The 18218-nt window shown below is 63.4% G+C and carries 16 protein-coding genes and 4 pseudogenes; 4 read left to right on the forward strand and 16 right to left on the reverse strand.

All coding sequences use genetic code 11. The features are described from left to right. Nucleotides 1-52 precede the first annotated feature (52 nt). Nucleotides 53-1135 (forward strand): IS630-like element ISRj1 family transposase, encoded by a 1083-nt coding sequence (locus ACFLEY_RS33240; protein ID WP_396604988.1) that lies wholly within the window; start codon nucleotides 53-55, stop codon nucleotides 1133-1135. A 182-nt stretch (nucleotides 1136-1317) separates the two neighbouring features. Beyond that, nucleotides 1318-2229: a LysR substrate-binding domain-containing protein gene (locus tag ACFLEY_RS33245; RefSeq protein WP_396604306.1), complete on the forward strand. Its 912-nt coding sequence runs from the start codon at nucleotides 1318-1320 to the stop codon at nucleotides 2227-2229. Here the strand turns inward: ACFLEY_RS33245 and ACFLEY_RS33250 are convergent. Beyond that, the gene (locus tag ACFLEY_RS33250) at nucleotides 2193-2450 is read right to left on the reverse strand and encodes a DUF2274 domain-containing protein (protein WP_060910548.1); all 258 of its coding nucleotides are present in this window, start codon (nucleotides 2448-2450) and stop codon (nucleotides 2193-2195) included. The genes ACFLEY_RS33245 and ACFLEY_RS33250 overlap by 37 nt on opposite strands. Further along, nucleotides 2447-3031: pseudogene (locus ACFLEY_RS33255) on the reverse strand (TrbI/VirB10 family protein); the annotation flags it as partial. The pseudogene ACFLEY_RS33255 and the gene ACFLEY_RS33250, both read right to left, overlap by 4 nt. Nucleotides 3032-3128: 97 nt before the next feature. Between ACFLEY_RS33255 and ACFLEY_RS33260 the strand changes: the two are divergent. Further along, nucleotides 3129-4397: an IS256 family transposase gene (locus ACFLEY_RS33260; RefSeq protein ID WP_038952271.1), complete on the forward strand. Its 1269-nt coding sequence runs from the start codon at nucleotides 3129-3131 to the stop codon at nucleotides 4395-4397. 32 nt (nucleotides 4398-4429) lie between these two features. On the opposite strand, the pseudogene ACFLEY_RS33265 reads toward ACFLEY_RS33260, so the two are convergent. The 10 genes and pseudogenes from ACFLEY_RS33265 to trbB all read right to left on the reverse strand — a co-directional run. Next, nucleotides 4430-5050, reverse strand: a pseudogene (locus ACFLEY_RS33265) (conjugal transfer protein TraI); the annotation flags it as partial. Further along, a complete protein-coding gene (gene trbG / locus ACFLEY_RS33270) occupies nucleotides 5041-6120 on the reverse strand; it encodes a P-type conjugative transfer protein TrbG (RefSeq protein WP_211434196.1) in 1080 nt (359 codons plus the stop codon). The gene trbG and the pseudogene ACFLEY_RS33265, both read right to left, overlap by 10 nt. Continuing rightward, the gene (gene trbF, locus ACFLEY_RS33275; RefSeq protein ID WP_060910545.1) at nucleotides 6117-6806 is read right to left on the reverse strand and encodes a conjugal transfer protein TrbF; all 690 of its coding nucleotides are present in this window, start codon (nucleotides 6804-6806) and stop codon (nucleotides 6117-6119) included. The genes trbG and trbF overlap by 4 nt, the downstream gene beginning before the upstream one ends. 3 nt (nucleotides 6807-6809) lie before the next feature. Beyond that, nucleotides 6810-8171 carry a P-type conjugative transfer protein TrbL gene (gene trbL, locus ACFLEY_RS33280; protein WP_060910544.1) on the reverse strand — a complete coding sequence of 454 codons (1362 nt, stop codon included), beginning with the start codon at nucleotides 8169-8171 and terminating at the stop codon, nucleotides 6810-6812. Beyond that, nucleotides 8168-8455, reverse strand: a complete 288-nt coding sequence (gene trbK-alt, locus ACFLEY_RS33285) for a putative entry exclusion protein TrbK-alt (RefSeq protein WP_249163293.1) — start codon at nucleotides 8453-8455, stop codon at nucleotides 8168-8170. The genes trbL and trbK-alt overlap by 4 nt, the downstream gene beginning before the upstream one ends. Before the next feature lie 43 nt (nucleotides 8456-8498). Beyond that, nucleotides 8499-9257, reverse strand: a complete 759-nt coding sequence (trbJ, locus tag ACFLEY_RS33290; protein ID WP_082755981.1) for a P-type conjugative transfer protein TrbJ — start codon at nucleotides 9255-9257, stop codon at nucleotides 8499-8501. Beyond that, on the reverse strand, nucleotides 9254-11692 hold the full coding sequence (gene trbE / locus ACFLEY_RS33295; RefSeq protein WP_060910541.1) for a conjugal transfer protein TrbE: 2439 nt from the start codon (nucleotides 11690-11692) through the stop codon (nucleotides 9254-9256). The genes trbJ and trbE overlap by 4 nt, the downstream gene beginning before the upstream one ends. A 7-nt stretch (nucleotides 11693-11699) precedes the next feature. Next, entirely contained in the window at nucleotides 11700-11975 is a 276-nt protein-coding gene (locus tag ACFLEY_RS33300) for a VirB3 family type IV secretion system protein (RefSeq protein WP_060910540.1), read from the reverse strand. Next, nucleotides 11975-12316 carry a TrbC/VirB2 family protein gene (locus ACFLEY_RS33305; protein WP_060910539.1) on the reverse strand — a complete coding sequence of 114 codons (342 nt, stop codon included), beginning with the start codon at nucleotides 12314-12316 and terminating at the stop codon, nucleotides 11975-11977. The genes ACFLEY_RS33300 and ACFLEY_RS33305 overlap by 1 nt, the downstream gene beginning before the upstream one ends. After that, nucleotides 12313-13308 (reverse strand): P-type conjugative transfer ATPase TrbB, encoded by a 996-nt coding sequence (gene trbB / locus ACFLEY_RS33310; RefSeq protein ID WP_060910538.1) that lies wholly within the window; start codon nucleotides 13306-13308, stop codon nucleotides 12313-12315. The genes ACFLEY_RS33305 and trbB overlap by 4 nt, the downstream gene beginning before the upstream one ends. 342 nt (nucleotides 13309-13650) lie before the next feature. Here trbB and ACFLEY_RS33315 point away from each other — a divergent pair, with 342 nt between their 5' ends. Further along, nucleotides 13651-14382, forward strand: coding sequence for a hypothetical protein (locus ACFLEY_RS33315; RefSeq protein ID WP_129557513.1), 732 nt, complete (start codon nucleotides 13651-13653; stop codon nucleotides 14380-14382). A 28-nt stretch (nucleotides 14383-14410) separates the two neighbouring features. On the opposite strand, the pseudogene ACFLEY_RS33320 reads toward ACFLEY_RS33315, so the two are convergent. The 4 genes and pseudogenes from ACFLEY_RS33320 to ACFLEY_RS33335 all read right to left on the reverse strand — a co-directional run. Beyond that, nucleotides 14411-14527: pseudogene (locus ACFLEY_RS33320) on the reverse strand (CopG family transcriptional regulator); the annotation flags it as partial. A 72-nt stretch (nucleotides 14528-14599) separates the two neighbouring features. Next, nucleotides 14600-15813 (reverse strand): IS3 family transposase gene (locus ACFLEY_RS33325; protein ID WP_244433177.1). Its coding sequence is split into 2 segments (ribosomal slippage): nucleotides 14600-15537 and nucleotides 15537-15813, totalling 1215 coding nucleotides; the frame shifts between segments, so codons are not numbered across the junction. Between the two features lie 74 nt (nucleotides 15814-15887). Continuing rightward, nucleotides 15888-16208: pseudogene (locus ACFLEY_RS33330) on the reverse strand (CopG family transcriptional regulator); the annotation flags it as partial. A gap of 6 nt (nucleotides 16209-16214) precedes the next feature. Then, the gene (locus ACFLEY_RS33335) at nucleotides 16215-18197 is read right to left on the reverse strand and encodes a conjugal transfer protein TraG (protein WP_060910535.1); all 1983 of its coding nucleotides are present in this window, start codon (nucleotides 18195-18197) and stop codon (nucleotides 16215-16217) included. Between the last annotated feature and the right edge of the window lie 21 nt (nucleotides 18198-18218).

Raw genomic sequence — 18218 nt, forward strand, 5'->3', positions numbered from 1 at the left:
GACAAAACCGTAAAGCCCCGCGTTCAGCATAACCCGGCAGGAATCCACTTAAATCCAGCGGGGCGCTGTCCAAACAACCGGGGCCAGCTCTGTCCACCTTTCGAGGAAAGATCGCAAGGTGCTTGAGGCGTGCTGTCGCTCACCGGTGACGTTGCAGCGCGATTTGAAGCGGGCGCGGATAGTTCTGTTGGCGGCGGATGGGCGCAGCACCCGGTCGATCGCCAAGGAAGTTGGGGTCCAGCCGCGGATTGTCAGCCTTTGGCGGCATCGCTATGCCGACCATGGCCTTGAAGGGCTGCAAGACAAGCCGCGGCCTGGCAAGCAGCCGATCTATACGAAGACGACCGACAAGCGGATTCTGAAGCTGCTGGATAAGCCGCCACCGCAAGGGTTTGCGCGCTGGACCGGCCCCCTGCTGGCCGAGGCGCTGGGCGATGTCGATGTCCAATATGTCTGGCGGTTCCTGCGCAGCCACAAGATTGACCTGGTGGCTCGCAAGTCCTGGTGCGAGAGCAACGACCCGAACTTTACGGCCAAAGCCGCCGATGTTGTCGGCCTCTATGTCGCGCCGCCGGCGAAGGCCATTGTGCTGTGCGTGGACGAGAAGCCCTCGATCCAGGCTTTGGAGCGAGCGCAGGGTTATCTGAAGTTGCCCGATGGCCGCGCCTTGACCGGCCAAAGCCACGATTACAAGCGGCATGGCACCACAACATTGTTTGCGGCGCTCGAAGTCGCCACCGGAAAGATCATCGCGACCCATTCAAAACGCCGGCGCCGCGTCGAGTTTCTCGATTTCATGAACAGCGTCACCGCGGCTTTTCCGAACCGCAAGCTTCACGTCATCCTCGACAACCTCAACACCCATAAAAAGAACGAGGACTGGCTCAAGGCCCACCCCAACGTGCAATTTCATTTCACGCCGACAAGTGCGTCATGGCTCAATCAGGTCGAAGTATGGTTTTCCATCTTGCAGGGGCAGTCGCTCAGCGGCACCTCCTTCACGAGCCTCAAGCAGCTTCAGGAACACATCGATGCCTACGTCAACGCATACAACGACAGAGCCGAGCCCTTCGTCTGGACCAAGAAAAAGGTCCGTCAACGCCGTTTCAAAGGCCGCCGTATCACTCAGCTCTGATTCCGGGTACTAGCTGTACTCCCCCACGAAAGCTGATCTTGGCACCTGTGATGGCACACGTTGACCGACAATGTCTTGAGGCCTGAAGTGAAGGAGCGCTGAAGCAACGTAAGCAAATGGAATGACCCACTCAGGTAGAGCTTTGGTCATCGGCAACTCACCATAGGGCTCCAACAGTGCCAGTGGAACTTCGAGATCTACGCTGGGCGATCGTTGCATCGGAGCACCGAAGCCTGCGTCAAGCGGCAGAGACGTTAAAAATCAAGCAATCGACTCTCAGCCGCTGCTTGCGAGATCTCGAATATGGGTTGGGCAGCACGCTCTTTGAGCGCACCAATGGTGGCACACGGCCGACCATCGAAGGCCAGGAATTCCTCGATGCCGCCCGGCGTATCGTCGTTGACACGGAAGCCATGGCGAGCCGCATCAAGACCCGCTCGCGTGGCGAGAGCGGTCGATTGACGATCGGCATCCACGCTTCGCTCTCAGCCGGCAATCTTCGGGCTACCCTTATCGACCACCGGCACCGCTTCCCCGATGTCGATACACATCTGGTGGACGGAGCGAGAGACCATCTGATCTCGGACCTCTTCGGTTCCACCATTGACATCGCTTTTGTGGCAGAGCCCAATCCAAGGTGGAGCGACAGATCACTGTTGGTCTGGAGCGAACGTCTCGTCGTCGCTCTTCCTGAGAACCATCCGCTGACAGCCCGCAATGTGGTTCATTGGGGCGAACTGAGGCACGAAACGCTGTTATTATCACAGCACGGCCCGGGACCGGAATTCCACAAGCTGCTCGTCAGCAAAATGGGAGCTTCCGATCCCTGCCCGGTGCTTCGCCATGATGTGGCGCTCGACCGGCTTCTCACCTTGGTCGGTGCGGGCTGGGGTGTCCTACTGGCATTGGAAGGTGCGACTGGCGCGACCTATCCGGGTGTCACCTTCCGCGAGGTGCATGATGCCGAGGGGCCAACGCGGCTGAGTTTCCGCGCTTACTGGCGGCAGGCCAACAGCAATCCGTCGTTGCGTCCTTTCCTCGACCTGCTCCGCGAACGCTATCCGGATCTTTCCGCTGCCCCAAGTGCTGGCTGAGTAGCATTTCGCCGCGCCTTCGCAAAGGCGCGGTCGGTTGCCATGAAACGCTCGATCATCGGCGCGATTAATTTGGCAGGCTCGGCCGGCGTCGTCGCGCCTCCGCTACGCGTTAAAATCTCGGCGTAGCTCTTGAGGTCCCTGAAAACCGCCGCCGGCAGCTCGATCGTGAGCTTGACCGGCTTGTCGTCTTCAAGCGGCCCGAGCTTGAGCTTCGTCATGGCGTTCGCCCCTTTCCGTACGGAGCCAATACCAAATCCCGCGTGACGATAACCCGCACCGGGAAACCTGGCCGGATGGTCAGCGTCGGCTGGATGTTGAGCTGGCGCTGCACGATCTGTTGGCCGGTCTGGCTGATACTGTTGGACGCACCGCTACGGATCGCTTGAACGAGGTTGTTCTCATTTTGGCTCGTCCCCGCCTCCGCTCCGACGCTGAGCATGGTCGAGAGAGCGGCGGCCTTGAACAGCATACCCCAGTGGTTGTCGACCTCGTCCTCGAGTCCAGCATAACCACCAGTGTCAGCGCCAGGCTGGCACTCCAGCACGATCGAGTTGCCGTCCGGCATAATGATGCGAGTCCAGACGATGCGGGACTGGCCGAACGCAACGGAACTGTCGTACTGGCCTATCAGTTTCGCACCCTGCGGAATCAGAAGATATTTTCCGGACGGGCTGTCCCAGACCGCCTCCGTGATCTGAGCAGTGACTTGGCCAGGCAGATCGGACCTAATGCCCGTGATGAGCGCGGCCGGGATCACGGTGCCAGCCTGCACGACGTAAGGTGAGGCCTTGGCCTCGAGGAGCTATGGCGGAATCTGGGTGATGACGGTGTGAGGAAGGCGGCGTATCGAGGCGGGTGACGAGCCTGCCAGAACCTCTCGAGGAGAGCGATACGCCATGACCGAGACTACCAATGTTCTTGCTTTCCGTCAGCCGTCCGCGGTTGATGATCCACTGACCGATATCGTTCGAGCCGGCGCGCGGGACCTGCTTGCCAGGGCGATCGAGATCGAGGTTGGCGCGTTTCTGGCCAGCACGGCCAATCTGACGCTGCCCGACGGTCGAGCGCGCCTGGTCCGACATGGGCACGGTCCGGTGCGCGAGATTGCGACCGGCATCGGTCCGGTGGAGGTCGCTCGTCCCAAGGTCCGCGACCGCGGAGCGAGCGGGCCAGGCGACCGCCTCCGCTTCAGTTCGGCAATCCTGCCGCTATGGGCGCGGCGGACGAAGAGCCTGGATGCCTTGATCCCGGTCCTCTATTTGCGCGGCATCTCGACCGGCGACTTCCAGGAGGCGCTCTCGGCGCTGCTCGGCAAGGATGCGCCGAACCTGTCGCCTTCGGTGATCGCCGGCCTGAAGGCCGATTGGCAGGTCGAGTACGAACGCTGGCAGAGACGCGATCTGTCGGCGCGTCGCTATGTCTACATCTGGGCCGATGGCGTGTACCTGCAGGCCCGCATGGAAGATCACAGCGAATGCATGCTGGTGCTGATTGGCACCACGCCGGAAGGCAAGAAGGAGCTGATCGGCTTCCAGGTCGGCGTGCGCGAGAGCGCGCAGAGCTGGCGCGAACTCCTGATCGACCTGCGGCAACGCGGGTTACGGATTGCCCCGCAACTCGCCATCGGCGACGGCGCCCTCGGCTTCTGGAAGGCACTGGACGAGGCCTTTCCCGGCACGCGGCACCAACGATGCTGGTGCCATAAAGTGAGCAACGTACTCGACAAGGTCGCCAAATCCGTGCAGGGCCCCATGAAGAACGACCTGCGGAACATCTATCTGGCCCCACACCGGGCCGAAGCTGAAACCGCGATCGACGTCTTCGTCGAGAAATACCACGTCAAATACGGACGTGCGGTGGAGTGCCTGATCAAGGATCGCCATGCGCTGCTCGCCTTCTTCGACTTCCCTGCTGAGCACTGGATCCACCTACGCAGCTCGAACCCGATCGAGAGCGTCTTCGCCACGGTGCGCCACCGAACGGTGCGGACCAAGGGATCGCTGTCGCAACAAACTGCGAAGCTGATGGTGTTCAAGCTCATCGACGCCGCATCGAAGACCTGGCGGCGATTGAAGAGCACGAACCAGTTGCCGAAAGTCATCGCCGGTGTAAAGTTCATCGACGGAATCGAAGTCATTCCGAACACTGAAAGCCACGCCGCCTGATCAGGCCGCGTCACCCAAAATCAGCCATAGCTCGCCTCGAGCCGGTCCGGACTGACTGTGCGCTTGTCCGTCGCAGCGGTAAGGAAGGCCGTCTTGCGGTCCTGCATGTTCTGGGCGGACCCGGCGTCGACGGGCGGTGTCGCGGCTGGAGCCGCCACTATGCCGGCCGCGGCATTCGGGATGACTTGGCCGACACTCTGCGGTTGCTGAGCGGTTTGGGCGAAGAGGCGGCTTACCCGCGCTGCCTCGATTTCCTGGGATTTGTGCTGCGTCTCCGGGTCTGACGTCGCTGCCACGGTGTTCGGTGCAGCTCCGGCGTTGAGGATCGGCTTGCCGAGATCGCCGGGCAGCGGTGGCCCGAGCGGCGGCGCCTGGCGCGGCAGACCGGTATAGTCTTTCGGCAAGGCGGCGAGGCCGTCGGCCGAAGGCCTGTTCTGGGTGCTGAGCAACTCTTGGCCGGCCTGTTGCTTGTTCCCAGTCTGCAGTGCGTAGCCGAGCGCGCCCGCGACGGCGAGGGCCGACACTGCGCCGAGGCCGATCAGAACCTTGCGCGAGAGCCGCGTGACACGGGGCCGCTCGCCTCGAAGCCGGAGGTCCGGTGGCGCGACGGGCGGAATCTCGCGCTGATGTTCGTCTTCGCCATCTATCGCCATGCGCGCGGCCTTCCGTCGGTGCGGACGATGCGCACGCGCCGCTCGCTGTCCTTGTCGCCAAGACGCAATTCGGCGGCGGCGAACAGGCGGTCGACGATGTAGTAGTTGCGGTTGGCGCGATAGTTCACGAGTTCAGAGCCGCCGGCCGGACCGATGACGAACAGCGGCGGCATTTCGCCTTGAACGATCCCACTCGGAAACTCGATGTAAACCTTGTTACCGTCGTCGAAGGCGCGCAGTGGACGCCAAGCCGGATCGTCGCCCTCAATTGAGTAGCGGAAGTTGATCGAGGCGAGATCGACGCCGGCCGCAATGGGCGCTGCGGTTTCAGCCGCCGCATTCTGGCGCCGAAGCGCAATCAGTTGGTCTTCAGGATACTGCCAGGAGACCGAGGCCATGTAGGTCTTCTCCGTTGACCGGAGTTCGAGGAGATAGGTCCGCCGGTCGGTGTTGATCACGAGATTCGTGACCAGTTCCGGTCGCGTCGGCTTGACCAGAATGTGGATTTTCTTGGTCGCGCCCACGCCACTCTCGGTATCGCCGATGATCCAGCGCACTGTGTCGCCAGCGGCTACCGGCCCGGAGCCAACGAGTTGTTCGCCTTCCTGCAGGGCGACATCGGTGATCTGGCCGGGCGCCGCGTAGACTTGGTAAAGGGCTCCGCCAGAGAAGGGATAGACCTGCACCGCGTTGATGAAGCCGGTGCGGACCGGCTGTACCCGCGCCGCGGCGTTGGCCTGCTTGACGCGGACCTTCGGATCAGCGGCTTCCGCGACGCGTTTGCCCGCGGCAAGTGGTTTCAACTGCCCAGGCAGCGGCAGGGGCTTTGGCAATTCCACGATCTGGACGGGAGCTGGCGGATCAGTGGTAAGCGTCGCGGGCTCAGCGCTATCGTAGTTGATGTCGGGCGGGATGAAATTGTGCGCGCAGCCACCAAGCACTGATGCGACCGTCAGCAGAGCCGCGAAGGCGGATTTACGGAAGCACGTATCGCCGGCTTTCCGGTTTTGATGAACGATCAAGAAACGTGAAGCCGGATCGCCGGCTTTCAATAAAATCGGCGGGGTCATTGTCCCAGCTCCTTTGACCAGTTGATGGCGTTGACGTAGATGCCGAGTGGATTCTTGCGCAGCCGATCGGCGTCCGTGGGTGGCTGAATTGCGATGGTGAGGATCGCGGTCCAACGTGTGGTTCCGGCGAGTGCCCCGTCTTGATAGCGGCGCTCGATCCAGGCCACGCGAAAACTGTCGGGCGAGGCGCGGATGAGGCTGGAGACGTCGATGGCGACCTGCTGCTTGCCGAGATTGGCGAAGGGGTCATTGGCGCGGGCGTAGTCGTTCAGCGCCGCCGCGCCCGCCGTCGTCGTGAAATCATAAGCCTGCAGCCAGTTGTGCCGCACGATGATCGGGTCGGCCGGAAGCGAGCGCACAATCTGGATGAAATGGGCGAGATACCAGGCAATCTGCGGGTCGTTCGGCCTGTAGTCGGCGGTGGCAGGCGCAACAGCTTGCGCCTCGCCGAGCTTGTCGACCTGCACCACCCAGGGAACGACGGTGCCGTGGGTAGATTGCCAGACGAGCCCGCCGGCGAGGCCAGAAGCGAGGATCAGCGAACCGAAGGCCATCAGCCGCCAGTTCTTGGCCTGCACACGGGCGGAGCCGATGCGCTCGTCCCAAACTTGCGCTGCGCGCTGGTACGGCGTTTCGGGATCGGGTGTGCGGCCGTAGCGGACCGACGATCGCCGGAAGACTGACATTGATTATTCTCCTCCCGAGAGGTCGACGGCGTGGCCGCCGCCGTGGCTGTCGCCGGATTTGAGGGCTTGCGCGGCGGTCTGAGCGCCGTGAATGACGGTCTGATTGCGCTTGACGCGCTGGGCCCAGGCGGGCGGACCGCTCTCGCTCCGCACTTGAGATGCGGCTCCATCGTTTGCGGCCTCGCCGCTCCGAATGGTCCCCATCGTCGAGGAGCCACCCGTGTTGGCGACGCCGGCACGGGCGCCAGAAGTGAAGCTCTCCGTCATTGTCCCTGCCGCTTGCGCAGCGGCGCGTCTAACGGGAGCTGCCGCGTGACTAGCCGCCGCACGGCCTGCACCGCCGAGACCGGACGCGACGCCGCCGGCGCCGGACCGACCGGCTGATGCGAGGCTGTAGGCGGAGGACATGCCGCCCGCCATCGCCGCACCGCCACGCGCGGCAGCCGCAGCACCAGAGCTGGCTGCCATCGCTCCCCTTCCGGCCAAACCGAGCGCCGCGCCGCCGACCATCGCTGTACCGGCAACAGCCAGACCCGTGCCGACGGTAGCGCCCACACCAAGCTGCGGCGCGCCGGAAACAAGCCCGGTCGCGATGCCCGGCCCGAAGATGCCGAGGCCCAGCATAGCGAGCGCCGCGAGCACGACAGAGAGCGCCTGCTCGATCGTCGGCTGGCCGCCGGCATAGGCGGTGGTGAACTGGGAAAAGAGCCCGGTGCCGATGCCGACGATGACGGCGAGCACCATGACCTTCACGCCGGAGGCAACGACATTGCCCAGCACCTTCTCCGCGAGAAAGGCGGTCTTGTTGAAGAGCGCGAACGGAATGAGGATGAAGCCGGCGAGCGTCGTCAGCTTGAACTCGATCAGCGTGACGAAGAGCTGCACCGCAAGAATGAAGAAGGCGATCAGCACCAGGAGCCAAGACACCATCAGCACCGCGATCTGGACGAAGTTGGCAAAGAAGCTGGTGAACCCCATCATCTGGCTTGCTGCGTCGAGCAGCGGTTGCCCAGCGTCGAGGCCGACCTGCGCAAGCCGGCCGGGCCGCAGGAAGTCCGCGGTCGAGATCGACGAGCCGCCGGCCTTCAATCCGAGACTAGCGAAGCTGTTGAAGATGATGCCTGAGAGCTTGGTGAAGTTGGTGATGATGAAGGCAAAGAAGCCGATGTAGAGTGTCTTCTTCACCAGCCGCTGGAGGATGTCTTCGTCTGCGCCCCAGGCCCAGAACAGACCGGCCAACGTGATGTCGATGACGATCAACGTCGACGACAAATACGTGACCTCGCCCTTGATCAGGCCGAAACCTGAATCGATGTAGGTCGTGAAAGTATTGAGAAAGGTGTCGATGACGCCGACGTTGTTCACGGCTTCTCTCCCTTTGGAACAGCCGTCATCGGCTGAGTGGCCGGCGCGGCTTGCGGCAGACGTGGCCGCGCCGGCCTGCCGAAGAAGCGCGCGCGGTTCTCCTTCCAAACCGCCTGGCAGTGCGGATCTTCGGCATCCTGGGGTCCAAGCTCGGCGCAGCGGAGCAGCTCGGCCGAGAGGTCATCGGGAGTGGAGGCAGAGGGAGCGTCGGATACTGGCTGCTCAGCCGGACGCCGATGGATGACGTGCAGCGTGCCAAGGAAAATCACGAACACGATGATCATCGCGCCTGCGCGAAGGATATCCGAGCGCTCCATAGTCGGTGCCTCAGTTGCCGCTGAACATGGTGACGTTGCCGGGCTGATAGCCGCTGCGTGTCGAGAAGATCTTGTATTGCTGCTGGCCTTGGGATTCGGTCGCGGTCACACGCGCCTGCTCCAGCGCGTCCGCCCTCCCCTTAGCGGCGAGAACCGCGACAAGATCGGAAAGCTGCTGGGAATGCAGGGCCAGGAGCTGGTTGCCGGCCTGAGCGGCCTGCAGAGCGCCACTTGCCGACTGGCTGGCGGTAACCAGCGAGCTCATTGCGCTGGAGTTGGTCGAGATATTGCCGACGACGCCGGCTTGCACCTTCAGTGAGTCTTCGAAAGCGCCCACCGAGTTCTGCCAGCGGGTTTGAGCCGCGGCAAACATTGTCGCATTGGAGCCCGTGGCCGCCGCCGTGCCGTATGTGCTGGAGTACGCCGTCTGGATGCGCTCGACGTTGAAAGCGATGTTCTGGGCCTGGCTCAGCAGCGACTGGGTCCGGGCGACCTGTGACTGAAGCTGAGTCAGCGTCGACAACGGCAGGCTGGCGAGGTTTTTGCCTTGGTTCACCAGGCTCTGGGCTTGATTGGTTAGCATCTGAATCTGATTGTTGATCTGCTGCAGCTCGCGCGCCGCGGTCAGCACGTTCTGGCTGAAGTTGGTGGGGTCGTAGACGATCCACTGCGCGGACGCTGGTGTCGTCAAAGGCGACGAGATCGATAGAGCGAGCGCGAGAGCGGTCGCAGCGGCCGAGCCAACGCGCCGTGTCATGTGGGCGGTCATGATTGCACCTCCAGGTTTGTCAGGTCGGGGATGAGATCGGCGGCCCAGAGCAGCTCGTGATCGGCGAGCCAGGCGGGCGTGAAGTCGTCTCGGCCGTGCTCGGCGAGCAGCCGTTCGATGGCGGCATGGTCGGCCTTGGAGGACGCAGCGCAGAAGGCGAGCGCGACCGGGCCGAGGCCGAGCTCAAAGAGCCGATTGCCGCGCCGGGACTGGCAGTAATAGTCCCGCTTCGGCGTCGCCCGCGCGATGATCTCGATCTGGCGATCGTTCAAGCCGAACCGCTGGTAGATGGCGGTGATCTGCGGTTCGATCGCGCGCTCGTTCGGCAGGAAGATGCGCGTCGGGCAGCTCTCGACGATCGCCGGCGCAATATTGCTGCCGTCGATGTCGGAGAGCGATTGGGTGGCGAAGACGACGGAGGCGTTCTTCTTCCGCAGGGTCTTCAACCATTCCCTGAGCTGTTGCGCGAAGGCTGGATCGTCGAGGACGAGCCACCCCTCGTCGATGATGAGGAGGGTCGGCCGGCCGTCGAGCCGGCCCTCGATGCGATGGAAGAGGTAGGTGAGGACGGCAGGCGCCGCGCCTGCGCCGATCAAGCCCTCGGTCTCGAACGCCTGCACCGACGCAAAGCCGAGCTGCTCGGCCTCCGCGTCGAGCAAACGGCCGGAGGAGCCGCCGACGCAATAAGGTTGCAGCGCCTGCTTGAGTGCGGTCGATTGCAACAGAACCGTCAAACCGGTGATCGTGCGTTCCTCGACCGGTGAGGACGCCAGCGAGGTCAACGCCGACCAGACATGCTCCTTCACGGTCGGATCGATGGTGACGCCTTCCTTTGCGAGGATCGCGGTCACCCATTCGGCAGCCCAGGCGCGCTCTGCCGCGTCGCCGATACGTGCGAGCGGTTGAAGAGACACGGAGTCCTCCGCGCTGTTCGACAGACTGCCGCCGAGGTCGTGCCAGTCGCCGCCCATGGCAAGCGCCGCTGTGCGGATCGAACCGCCGAAATCGAAGGCGAAGATCTGGCTTTTCCGGTAGCGGCGGAACTGAACAGCCATCAACGCCAGCAGCACGGACTTGCCGGCGCCGGTGGGACCGACGATCAGGGTGTGGCCGACGTCGCCGACATGCAGCGAGAAGCGGAACGGAGTTGAACCTTCCGTCTTGCCGAAAAACAGTGGTGAGCTGCGGAAATGCTCATCCTGGTCCGGCCCGGCCCAGACCGCCGACAGCGGGATCATGTGGGCCAGGTTCAGCGTCGAGAGCGGCGGCTGGCGGACGTTGGCGTAGGCTTGCCCCGGCAGAGAGCCGAGCCAGGCTTCGAGCGCGTTCACCCCTTCCGGCATGCAGGTGAAGTCGCGCCCCTGGATCACCTTCTCGACGAGGCGCAGCTTCTCGGCGGCGAGACCGGCGTCTTCGTCCCAGACAGTGACGGTCGCGGTGACATAGGCCTGGCCGACGTCATCGGTGCCCAACTCCTGCAAGGCGAGATCGGCATCGGCGGCCTTGTTCGCCGCATCGCTATCGACCAGTGTCGAGGCTTCGTTGGTCATCACCTCCTTGACGATGGCGGCGATCGACTTTCGCTTGGCGAACCACTGTCGGCGGATCTTGGTCAGCAGTTTTACCGCCTCGGTCTTGTCGAGGAGGATTGCGCGGGTCGACCAGCGGTAGGGAAAGGCGAGCCGGTTCAGCTCGTCGAGGATTCCGGGATGGGTCGCGGTCGGAAAACCGACCACGGTGAGCGTGCGAAGGTGGTGGCTGCCGAGGCGGGGCTCGAGACCGCCGGCGAGCGGCTCGTCCGCGAGCAGCGCGTCAAGATGCATCGGCGTCTCGGGGACGCGGACGCGCTGTTGCCGGGTGGAGATGGTCGAATGCAGGTAGGTCAGTGTCTCGCCGTCATCGAGCCACGCCACCTCCGGCATGAACCCTTCGACCAGTTGCAGGACGCGGTTGGTCCGGTCGACGAAGCCACGCAGCAGCTCGTACGGATCGACGCCACCCTGCGCGCGGCCCTCATAGAGCCAGCCCTCGATGCGTGAGGCGTCCTCAGCCGGTGGGAGCCAGACGAAGGTCAGGAAGTAGCGGCTCTCGAAATGCGCCCCCGCCTCCTCGAAAGCGTCCCGCCGTTCCAGATCGACCAGCGCTGATGCGGCGTCCGGAAAGGTGTTGTGCGGATAGGTCTGGGCGGCGATACGCTGGGCTTCAACGAAGATCGCCCAGCCTGAACCAAGACGGCGGAGCGCGTTGTTGAGGCGAGCCGTCACGCCGACCAACTCGGCCGGCGTCGCGCTGTCGAGATCCGGACCACGAAAGCGCGCCGTGCGCTGGAAGGCGCCGTCCTTGTTGAGGACGATGCCTTTCTCGACCAAGGCGGCCCAGGGCAAGAAGTCGGCGAGGCTGTGGGGCCGGCTGCGATATTCAGCGAGGTTCAGCATGGAAGCCTCACGCGCCGAGATACGATGGATAGCGGAGGTGACGTCGCACGACGTCCACGAACTGTGGATCACGCTTGGCCGCCCAGACGGCCGCCGCATGGCCCACAGCCCAAATCAGCGCGCCGGGAATCCAGAGGTGGAGGCCGAGCGCTATTGCCGCCGCCAACGTGCCGTTAGCGATCGCAACGGTGCGGGGCGCGCCGCCCATCAGAATCGGATCGGTGAGCGCGCGATGGACCGGCGCGAAAAGGCCCGGCACTTCCGGATCGACGATTGCAGCCATCACACCAAGGCTCCGCCGGAGAAACTGAAGAAGGTCAGGAAAAAGCTCGATGCGGCGAAAGCGATTGACAGTCCGAAAACGATCTGGATCAGCCGGCGGAAGCCGCCGGACGTGTCGCCGAACGCGAGCGTCAGGCCGGTCACGGTGATGATGATGACCGACATGATCTTGGCGACCGGGCCTTGCACCGACTCCAGGATCTGGTTGAGCGGCGTCTCCCACGGCATCGAGGAGCCGGAGGCGTAGGCTGCGGGCGCGACAGCGATGGAGATGAAGGCAATCGCCGCAAGCTCAGTGAAGCGGCGGTGAACGTGACGGATCGCGGGAGGGAACTGGATCATGACGGCTCCTTGAAAAGCGAGGATTGGCCGCCCGCCCCGGCGGACTGGACGCGGTAATCGCCGGTGGCGGGATTGAGGCCGGCAATGAGAGCGAGTTCGGCGAGGCGGCGTTCGCTGCCGCGGCCGCGCAGCACCGCTACGAGATCGATGGTCTCCGCGATCAGCGCCTTGGGAACGGTGAGGACGGCTTCCTGGATGAGCTGCTCGAGGCGGCGAAGCGCGCCCAGTGCCGTGCCGGCGTGGATCGTTCCGATCCCACCGGGATGGCCCGTGCCCCAGGCTTTGAGGAGCTCCAGGGCTTCGCTGCCCCGTACCTCGCCGACCGGAATCCGGTCGGGGCGTAGGCGCAGGAAGGACCGAACCAGATCCGACAGGGACGCGACGCCATCTTTGGTCCGCAGCGCGACCAGGTTCGGAGCGCGGCATTGCAGCTCTCGCGTATCCTCGATCAGGACCACGCGATCGGTGGTGCCGGCGATCTCGGCCAGCAGCGCGTTTGTCAGCGTGGTCTTGCCGGTCGAGGTGCCGCCGGCGACCAGGATGTTCTTGCGGGCGGCGACCGCTTCGCGGAGCACGCCCGCCTGTCCGGCCGTCATGATGCCCGCGGCCGCGTAATCGTCCAGAGTGAAAACAGCGACCGCAGGCTTGCGGATCGCAAAGGCCGGCGCCGCCACGACGGGCGGCAGAAGCCCCTCGAACCTCTCCCCCGTCTCGGGAAGCTCAGCCGAGACCCGCAGCTTCTCGGCATGCACCTCAGCGCCGACATGGTGCGCGACCAGACGCACGATCCGCTCGCCGTCGGCGGCGGACATCGTCCGGCCGCTATCCTCCAATCCGCCGGACAGCCGGTCGATCCAGAGCCGACCATCGGGGTTGAGCATCACCTCGACGATCGCCGGATCTTCGAACGTCGCGATCGCGGGACCAAGCGCGGTGCGCAGCATGCGTGCGCCACGCGAGAATGCTTCCGAATTGAGTGAAGTGCCCGCCACGATCGTCCCCCAAAGGCCAATCGCGGCAAGCGATCAGCAACGGGGATGGATAGAAAAGGCAGGAAATGGGTTAGTTCAACAAGTATTCAGTCGTCGTAGAGAGCCGGCGTAGAGCAGAGAAAAAATACTTGCTGTGGAGAATGTGTACTAATCGAACCCTAACGCAAGAATTTCACCTCTGCTGTCAGCAAAGGGTGATTTCAACGGCCCCCGCACACCAGTCGATTCCCCCCGAATTGCTGAGGACGGTGCAGCGCCGATGGAGTGCTCGCGACAGCGATTTAGATCGGCCAGACTCAGCAGTATAAGTTTGGGTCAAGAATCTCGGACCTTGTAAGTGACATGAGCGATAACCATTCAGACCTCAATCCGCTTCGCGGTTGGCATCCTGGCTTACTCCGCAAGGTCGTGCTCGCGACAGCTTGCAAATTGTCGGAGCACGGAATTCCGATTCCGCCGCTCGACTTCTATGAGGCGGTCGCGGACCGGGGCGAAGAGATCATTATCGAGGCGGTTGCGGAAGCAATTGCCGCGGGCCACGACGATACAGACACTATGATTGCGAATATTCGGGTCGCGCGACGGTTTCTTGAGCGATTTGGGGACGACCTCTTCCTCGCAACCGAGCAGGCAGATGATCCGCTCCTTGCACGGCTCGCCGCATATCTCGCATTGGAAGGATCCGATGGGTACAACGAAATCGGCTATCAGTGTGCTTGGGGGGCACAGGGTAGCCCGGATTGGGGTACGTTATGGGGAGTCAAACAGAAGATCCGGGATTTCACACCGGCTTTCGTGCTGAAGATTTGCATGAAGGGGGACTTTCGATGGCTGGCGGTTGAGTGCCATGCGCCCAACCGCACGCTACCTGACGACCTTCACAGCCGGGTTCGAGCCCGAACAATGATCGTCTCTGGCGTTCCTATCCTCACCTTCTCGCCGACCGACGTTGAGAAAGACGCGTCCGCGTGTGTTGAGGAGATCGGTTACGCAGCGTCGGTTCTCGCACAGGAACTGCTCGCGATGCACGGCATTGAACCCCCGCCGCGGCGGGATTTTCGTCCACGCGGCTAGCGATCATCGGCACGTCAAGCGGCTATCCTCACGTCGGCTCGCTCTCCTGGATATCTTCCGGGATTTCCTGCCGAAGCTTCGGGCCTTGACTGAGCCGTCGCCCGAGCGCCGCAACGAAGTTATCATACCGCGCGCCGGCCTGTGAAATGGACCCGCGGAGCGGGACCGGTTGAACCGGTTTGTTAGTTGGAAACGGATCGCTCCTGATCCCTTTCTATCACGCAGCCAGAGACTCTGTCTGCTGGAATTGCTGTGGGCATGTGGTCAACGCGTCAGCGTTGTCCACCATGTCCACAGCCTGCGCGGCCTGCATCCGTTCGCGCCAGACCGCCATCGGCGTGCGATAGCCGAGGGACTGATGAAGGCGACGATCGTTGTAGAAGGCGATCCAGCTCGCGATCCCTGCCTTGGCCTCGCGGCCGTCGGCATAGCCCTTGAGATAGATGTCCTCATGCTTGAGCGACCGCCACAGCCGCTCGATGAAGACATTGTCCATCCAACGACCGCGGCCATCCATGGAGATCTTGATCCCTGCGCCCACCAACGCGCCGGTGAAGGCCACGCTGGTGAACTGGCTGCCCTGGTCGGTGTTGAAAATCTCCGGCGTGCCGTACGTCGCCAGCGCCTCTTCCAGAGCCGCCACGCAGAACGAGACGTCCATCGTATTCGACAACCGCCACGCCAGAACCGCACGGCTCGCCCAGTCGATGATGGCGACGAGATAGAGAAAGCCGCGGCCGATGGGCAGATACGTGATGTCGGCCGCCCACACCTGGTTCGGCCGGTCGATCGTCATGTTGCGCAGCAGATAGGGATAGATCTTGTGGCCCGGCGCCGGCTTTGTCGTGTTCGGCTTCGGTCCCAGCGCCGCGATGCCCATCTTGCGCATCAACCGCTGCACGCGCTTGCGATTGACCTGAAGCCCCTCAGCCTTCAGCATCGCGGTCATTCGCCGCGAGCCCAGGAATGGCCAGGCGGTGAACAGCTCGTCGATCCGCTGCATCAGGGCAAGGTCGTTGTCGTTGGCCGGCTGTGGCGGCCGGTAGACCCCAGAACGGGCGATGCCAAGCAACATGCATTGCCGGCGGATCGACAGCGCCTGGTCGGCGCGATCGAGCATTCCTCGACGGTCCGGCGTGCTCATCTTCCGGACCTCCGCGCTAAAAAATCGCGCTCGACTGTCAGTTGTCCAATCTTGGCGTGCAGCTTCTCGATCTCGCGTTCGCGCGTTTCCTCGCTCTCGCGCCCGACACCCGCGTCAAAAGCCCGGGCCGCCTGGTCCAGCAGCTGCTTCTTCCAGGCATAGATCTGGTTCGGGTGAACCTCATAGCGCTGGGCCAGATCGGCCACCGTCGCCTGCTCCCGCACCGCTTCCAGCGCGATCTTTGCCTTCAACGCCGCGTCGATCTTCCGTCGTGTCTTCTTCGTCATCATGCCCTCCGTCTATCAAACGGAGCGGCCCTTTTCCAACTTAGCCTCTGGTCCCAAAACCGGGGTCCATTTCACTGTGCTCTCGCGGCCTTGGCGGCCGGTTCAGGGAGTGGCGGTGTCGTCGTGAGCCAGAAGCGGATGAAGAGTGCAACGGTCTCGACCGAAATCCCGACATCCCGCTCAAGCCGCGCAATGCGGCGATCAATTTGATCGAGGCGCTTGGCGATCGCGGCCTCCCGCCGCTCGTCGGCGTCCGGCGACAGGAAGGACGCAATGGCGGCTTCGGCGATGAGCGATAGCGATTGCTCGCGCCGGGCAGCATAGGCAGATAGCGCCTTCATAACACCCGGATCGAGATAGACCGACATCTGGGCCTTTTTCTTCGGCGCGGTCATGCTGCCTCACAGTCCAAGGTCGTCGCCAGGATCGAGTGATGCTTGGCGCGCGACACCCTGCATCATGTCATTCATGCGCCTGATCCGCGGAGCATCGTCATCGAACTCGTCGGCGAGGTCGGCCACGAACTCGTTGTCGGGGGATGCCTTCTTTTCCGCCATCTCTTGATCCAGTTCCGGATGACGCCGCCGATCCGCGGTCTTTGGATCTTCGTCGTCCGCCTGGTCGTCGGTCGGGGCCGCTAAAGCCGATGGACGCGGCGGCAATGGTCGCGAGCTCCAGTCATCCGGTCGCCTGTCGTCGGCCTTGGTCAGGGTCGGCGGCGCCATGATGCGCTCCTGGAAGCGCCCGTCCTCGTAATAGCGCGCTTTCTTGGCCCGGATCGGATGGAGGCCCGACATCATGACGATCTCGTCTGATGGCGGGAGCTGCATCATCTCCCCGGGCGTCAGCAAAGGGCGGGCGGTCTCCGATCGCGACACCATGAGGTGACCCAGCCAAGGCGCGAGCCGGCTGCCGGCATAATTCTTCATCGCTTTCATCTCGGTCGCCATCCCCAGCGCGTCAGATACCCGTTTGGCCGTCCTTTCATCGTTGGTCGCGAAACTGACCCGGACGTGACAGTTGTCGAGAATCGAGTTGTTGGGGCCGTAGGCTTTCTCAATCTGGTTCAGCGACTGGGCGATCAGGAAGCTCTTGATGCCGTAACCCGCCATGAAGGCCAGCGCGGACTCGAAGAAGTCGAGCCGGCCTAGCGCCGGGAATTCGTCGAGCATCAGGAGGAGCCGACGCCGGCCGGCCTTGGCTTGCAGATCCTCGGTCAAACGCCGACCGATCTGATTGAGGATCAGACGGATTAGCGGCTTGGTGCGATTGATGTCCGATGGCGGCACGACCAGGTACAGCGTGGTCGCTCGGTCTCCGCCGACGATGTCGGTAATCCGCCAGTCGCAACGCCGTGTCACCTCCGCCACCACGGGATCTCGGTAGAGGCCCAGGAAGGACATGGCGGTGCTCAAGACGCCGGAGCGCTCGTTGCCGGACTTGTTCAGCAATTCGCGGGCGGCGGACGCGACCACGGGATGCACGCCGGCCTCGCCGAGATGCGCCGTCCGCATCATCGCGGCGAGCGTTGACTCGATCGGCCGCTTGGGATCGGACAGGAAGGCTGCGACGCCGGCGAGTGTCTTGTCCTCTTCGGCGTATAGGACATGAAGAATCGCGCCGACCAGGAGTGCGTGGCTGGTTTTCTCCCAATGGTTCCGTTTCTCAAGGCTGCCCTCGGGATCGACCAGGATGTCGGCGATATTTTGGACGTCGCGCACCTCCCACTCGCCGCGGCGAACCTCGAGCAGCGGGTTATAGGCCGACGACTTCGTGTTGGTCGGATCGAACAGAAGGACGCGGCCGTGACGGGCGCGAAAGCCGGCGGTGAGCTGCCAGTTCTCCCCCTTGATGTCGTGGACGATCGCCGAGCCCGGCCACGTCAGGAGCGAAGGAATGACGAGACCGACGCCCTTCCCGCTCCGAGTCGGTGCGAAGCACAGGACATGCTCCGGTCCATCATGGCGAAGATAGGCGCGCTCGAACCGGCCGAGCACGACGCCGTCAGGTCCGAGCAATCCCGCCTGCTCGATCTCCTTCTCCTCCGCCCATCGCGCGGAGCCATAGGTCTCGGCGTTCTCCGCCTCGCGGGCGCGCCACACTGACATACCGATCGCGACGGCCGCGGCAATGATGCCGCCGGATGACGCGATGTAGGCGCCCTCGGTGAAGATTGAGGGCGCGTAAGCGTCGTAAGCGTACCACCACCAGAAGAAGGCCGGCGGGAGATAGAAGGGAAAATGCAAGAGCTCGAACCAGGGCTGCCCAAGTTGCGGCTGGAAGCCAAGCCGCCAGGCGGTCCACTCGGTCGCAGCCCAAATAGTCAGTACGACGATCGCGAAGACTGTGACGACCTGGCCCCAAAGGATCTTGGTCGCGGACATGGCGGCCGCCCTTTCCCGGTG

It is taken from the genome of Bradyrhizobium sp. YCK136 (assembly GCF_044570075.1).
GTDB classification, from domain to species: Bacteria; Pseudomonadota; Alphaproteobacteria; order Rhizobiales; family Xanthobacteraceae; genus Bradyrhizobium; species Bradyrhizobium diazoefficiens.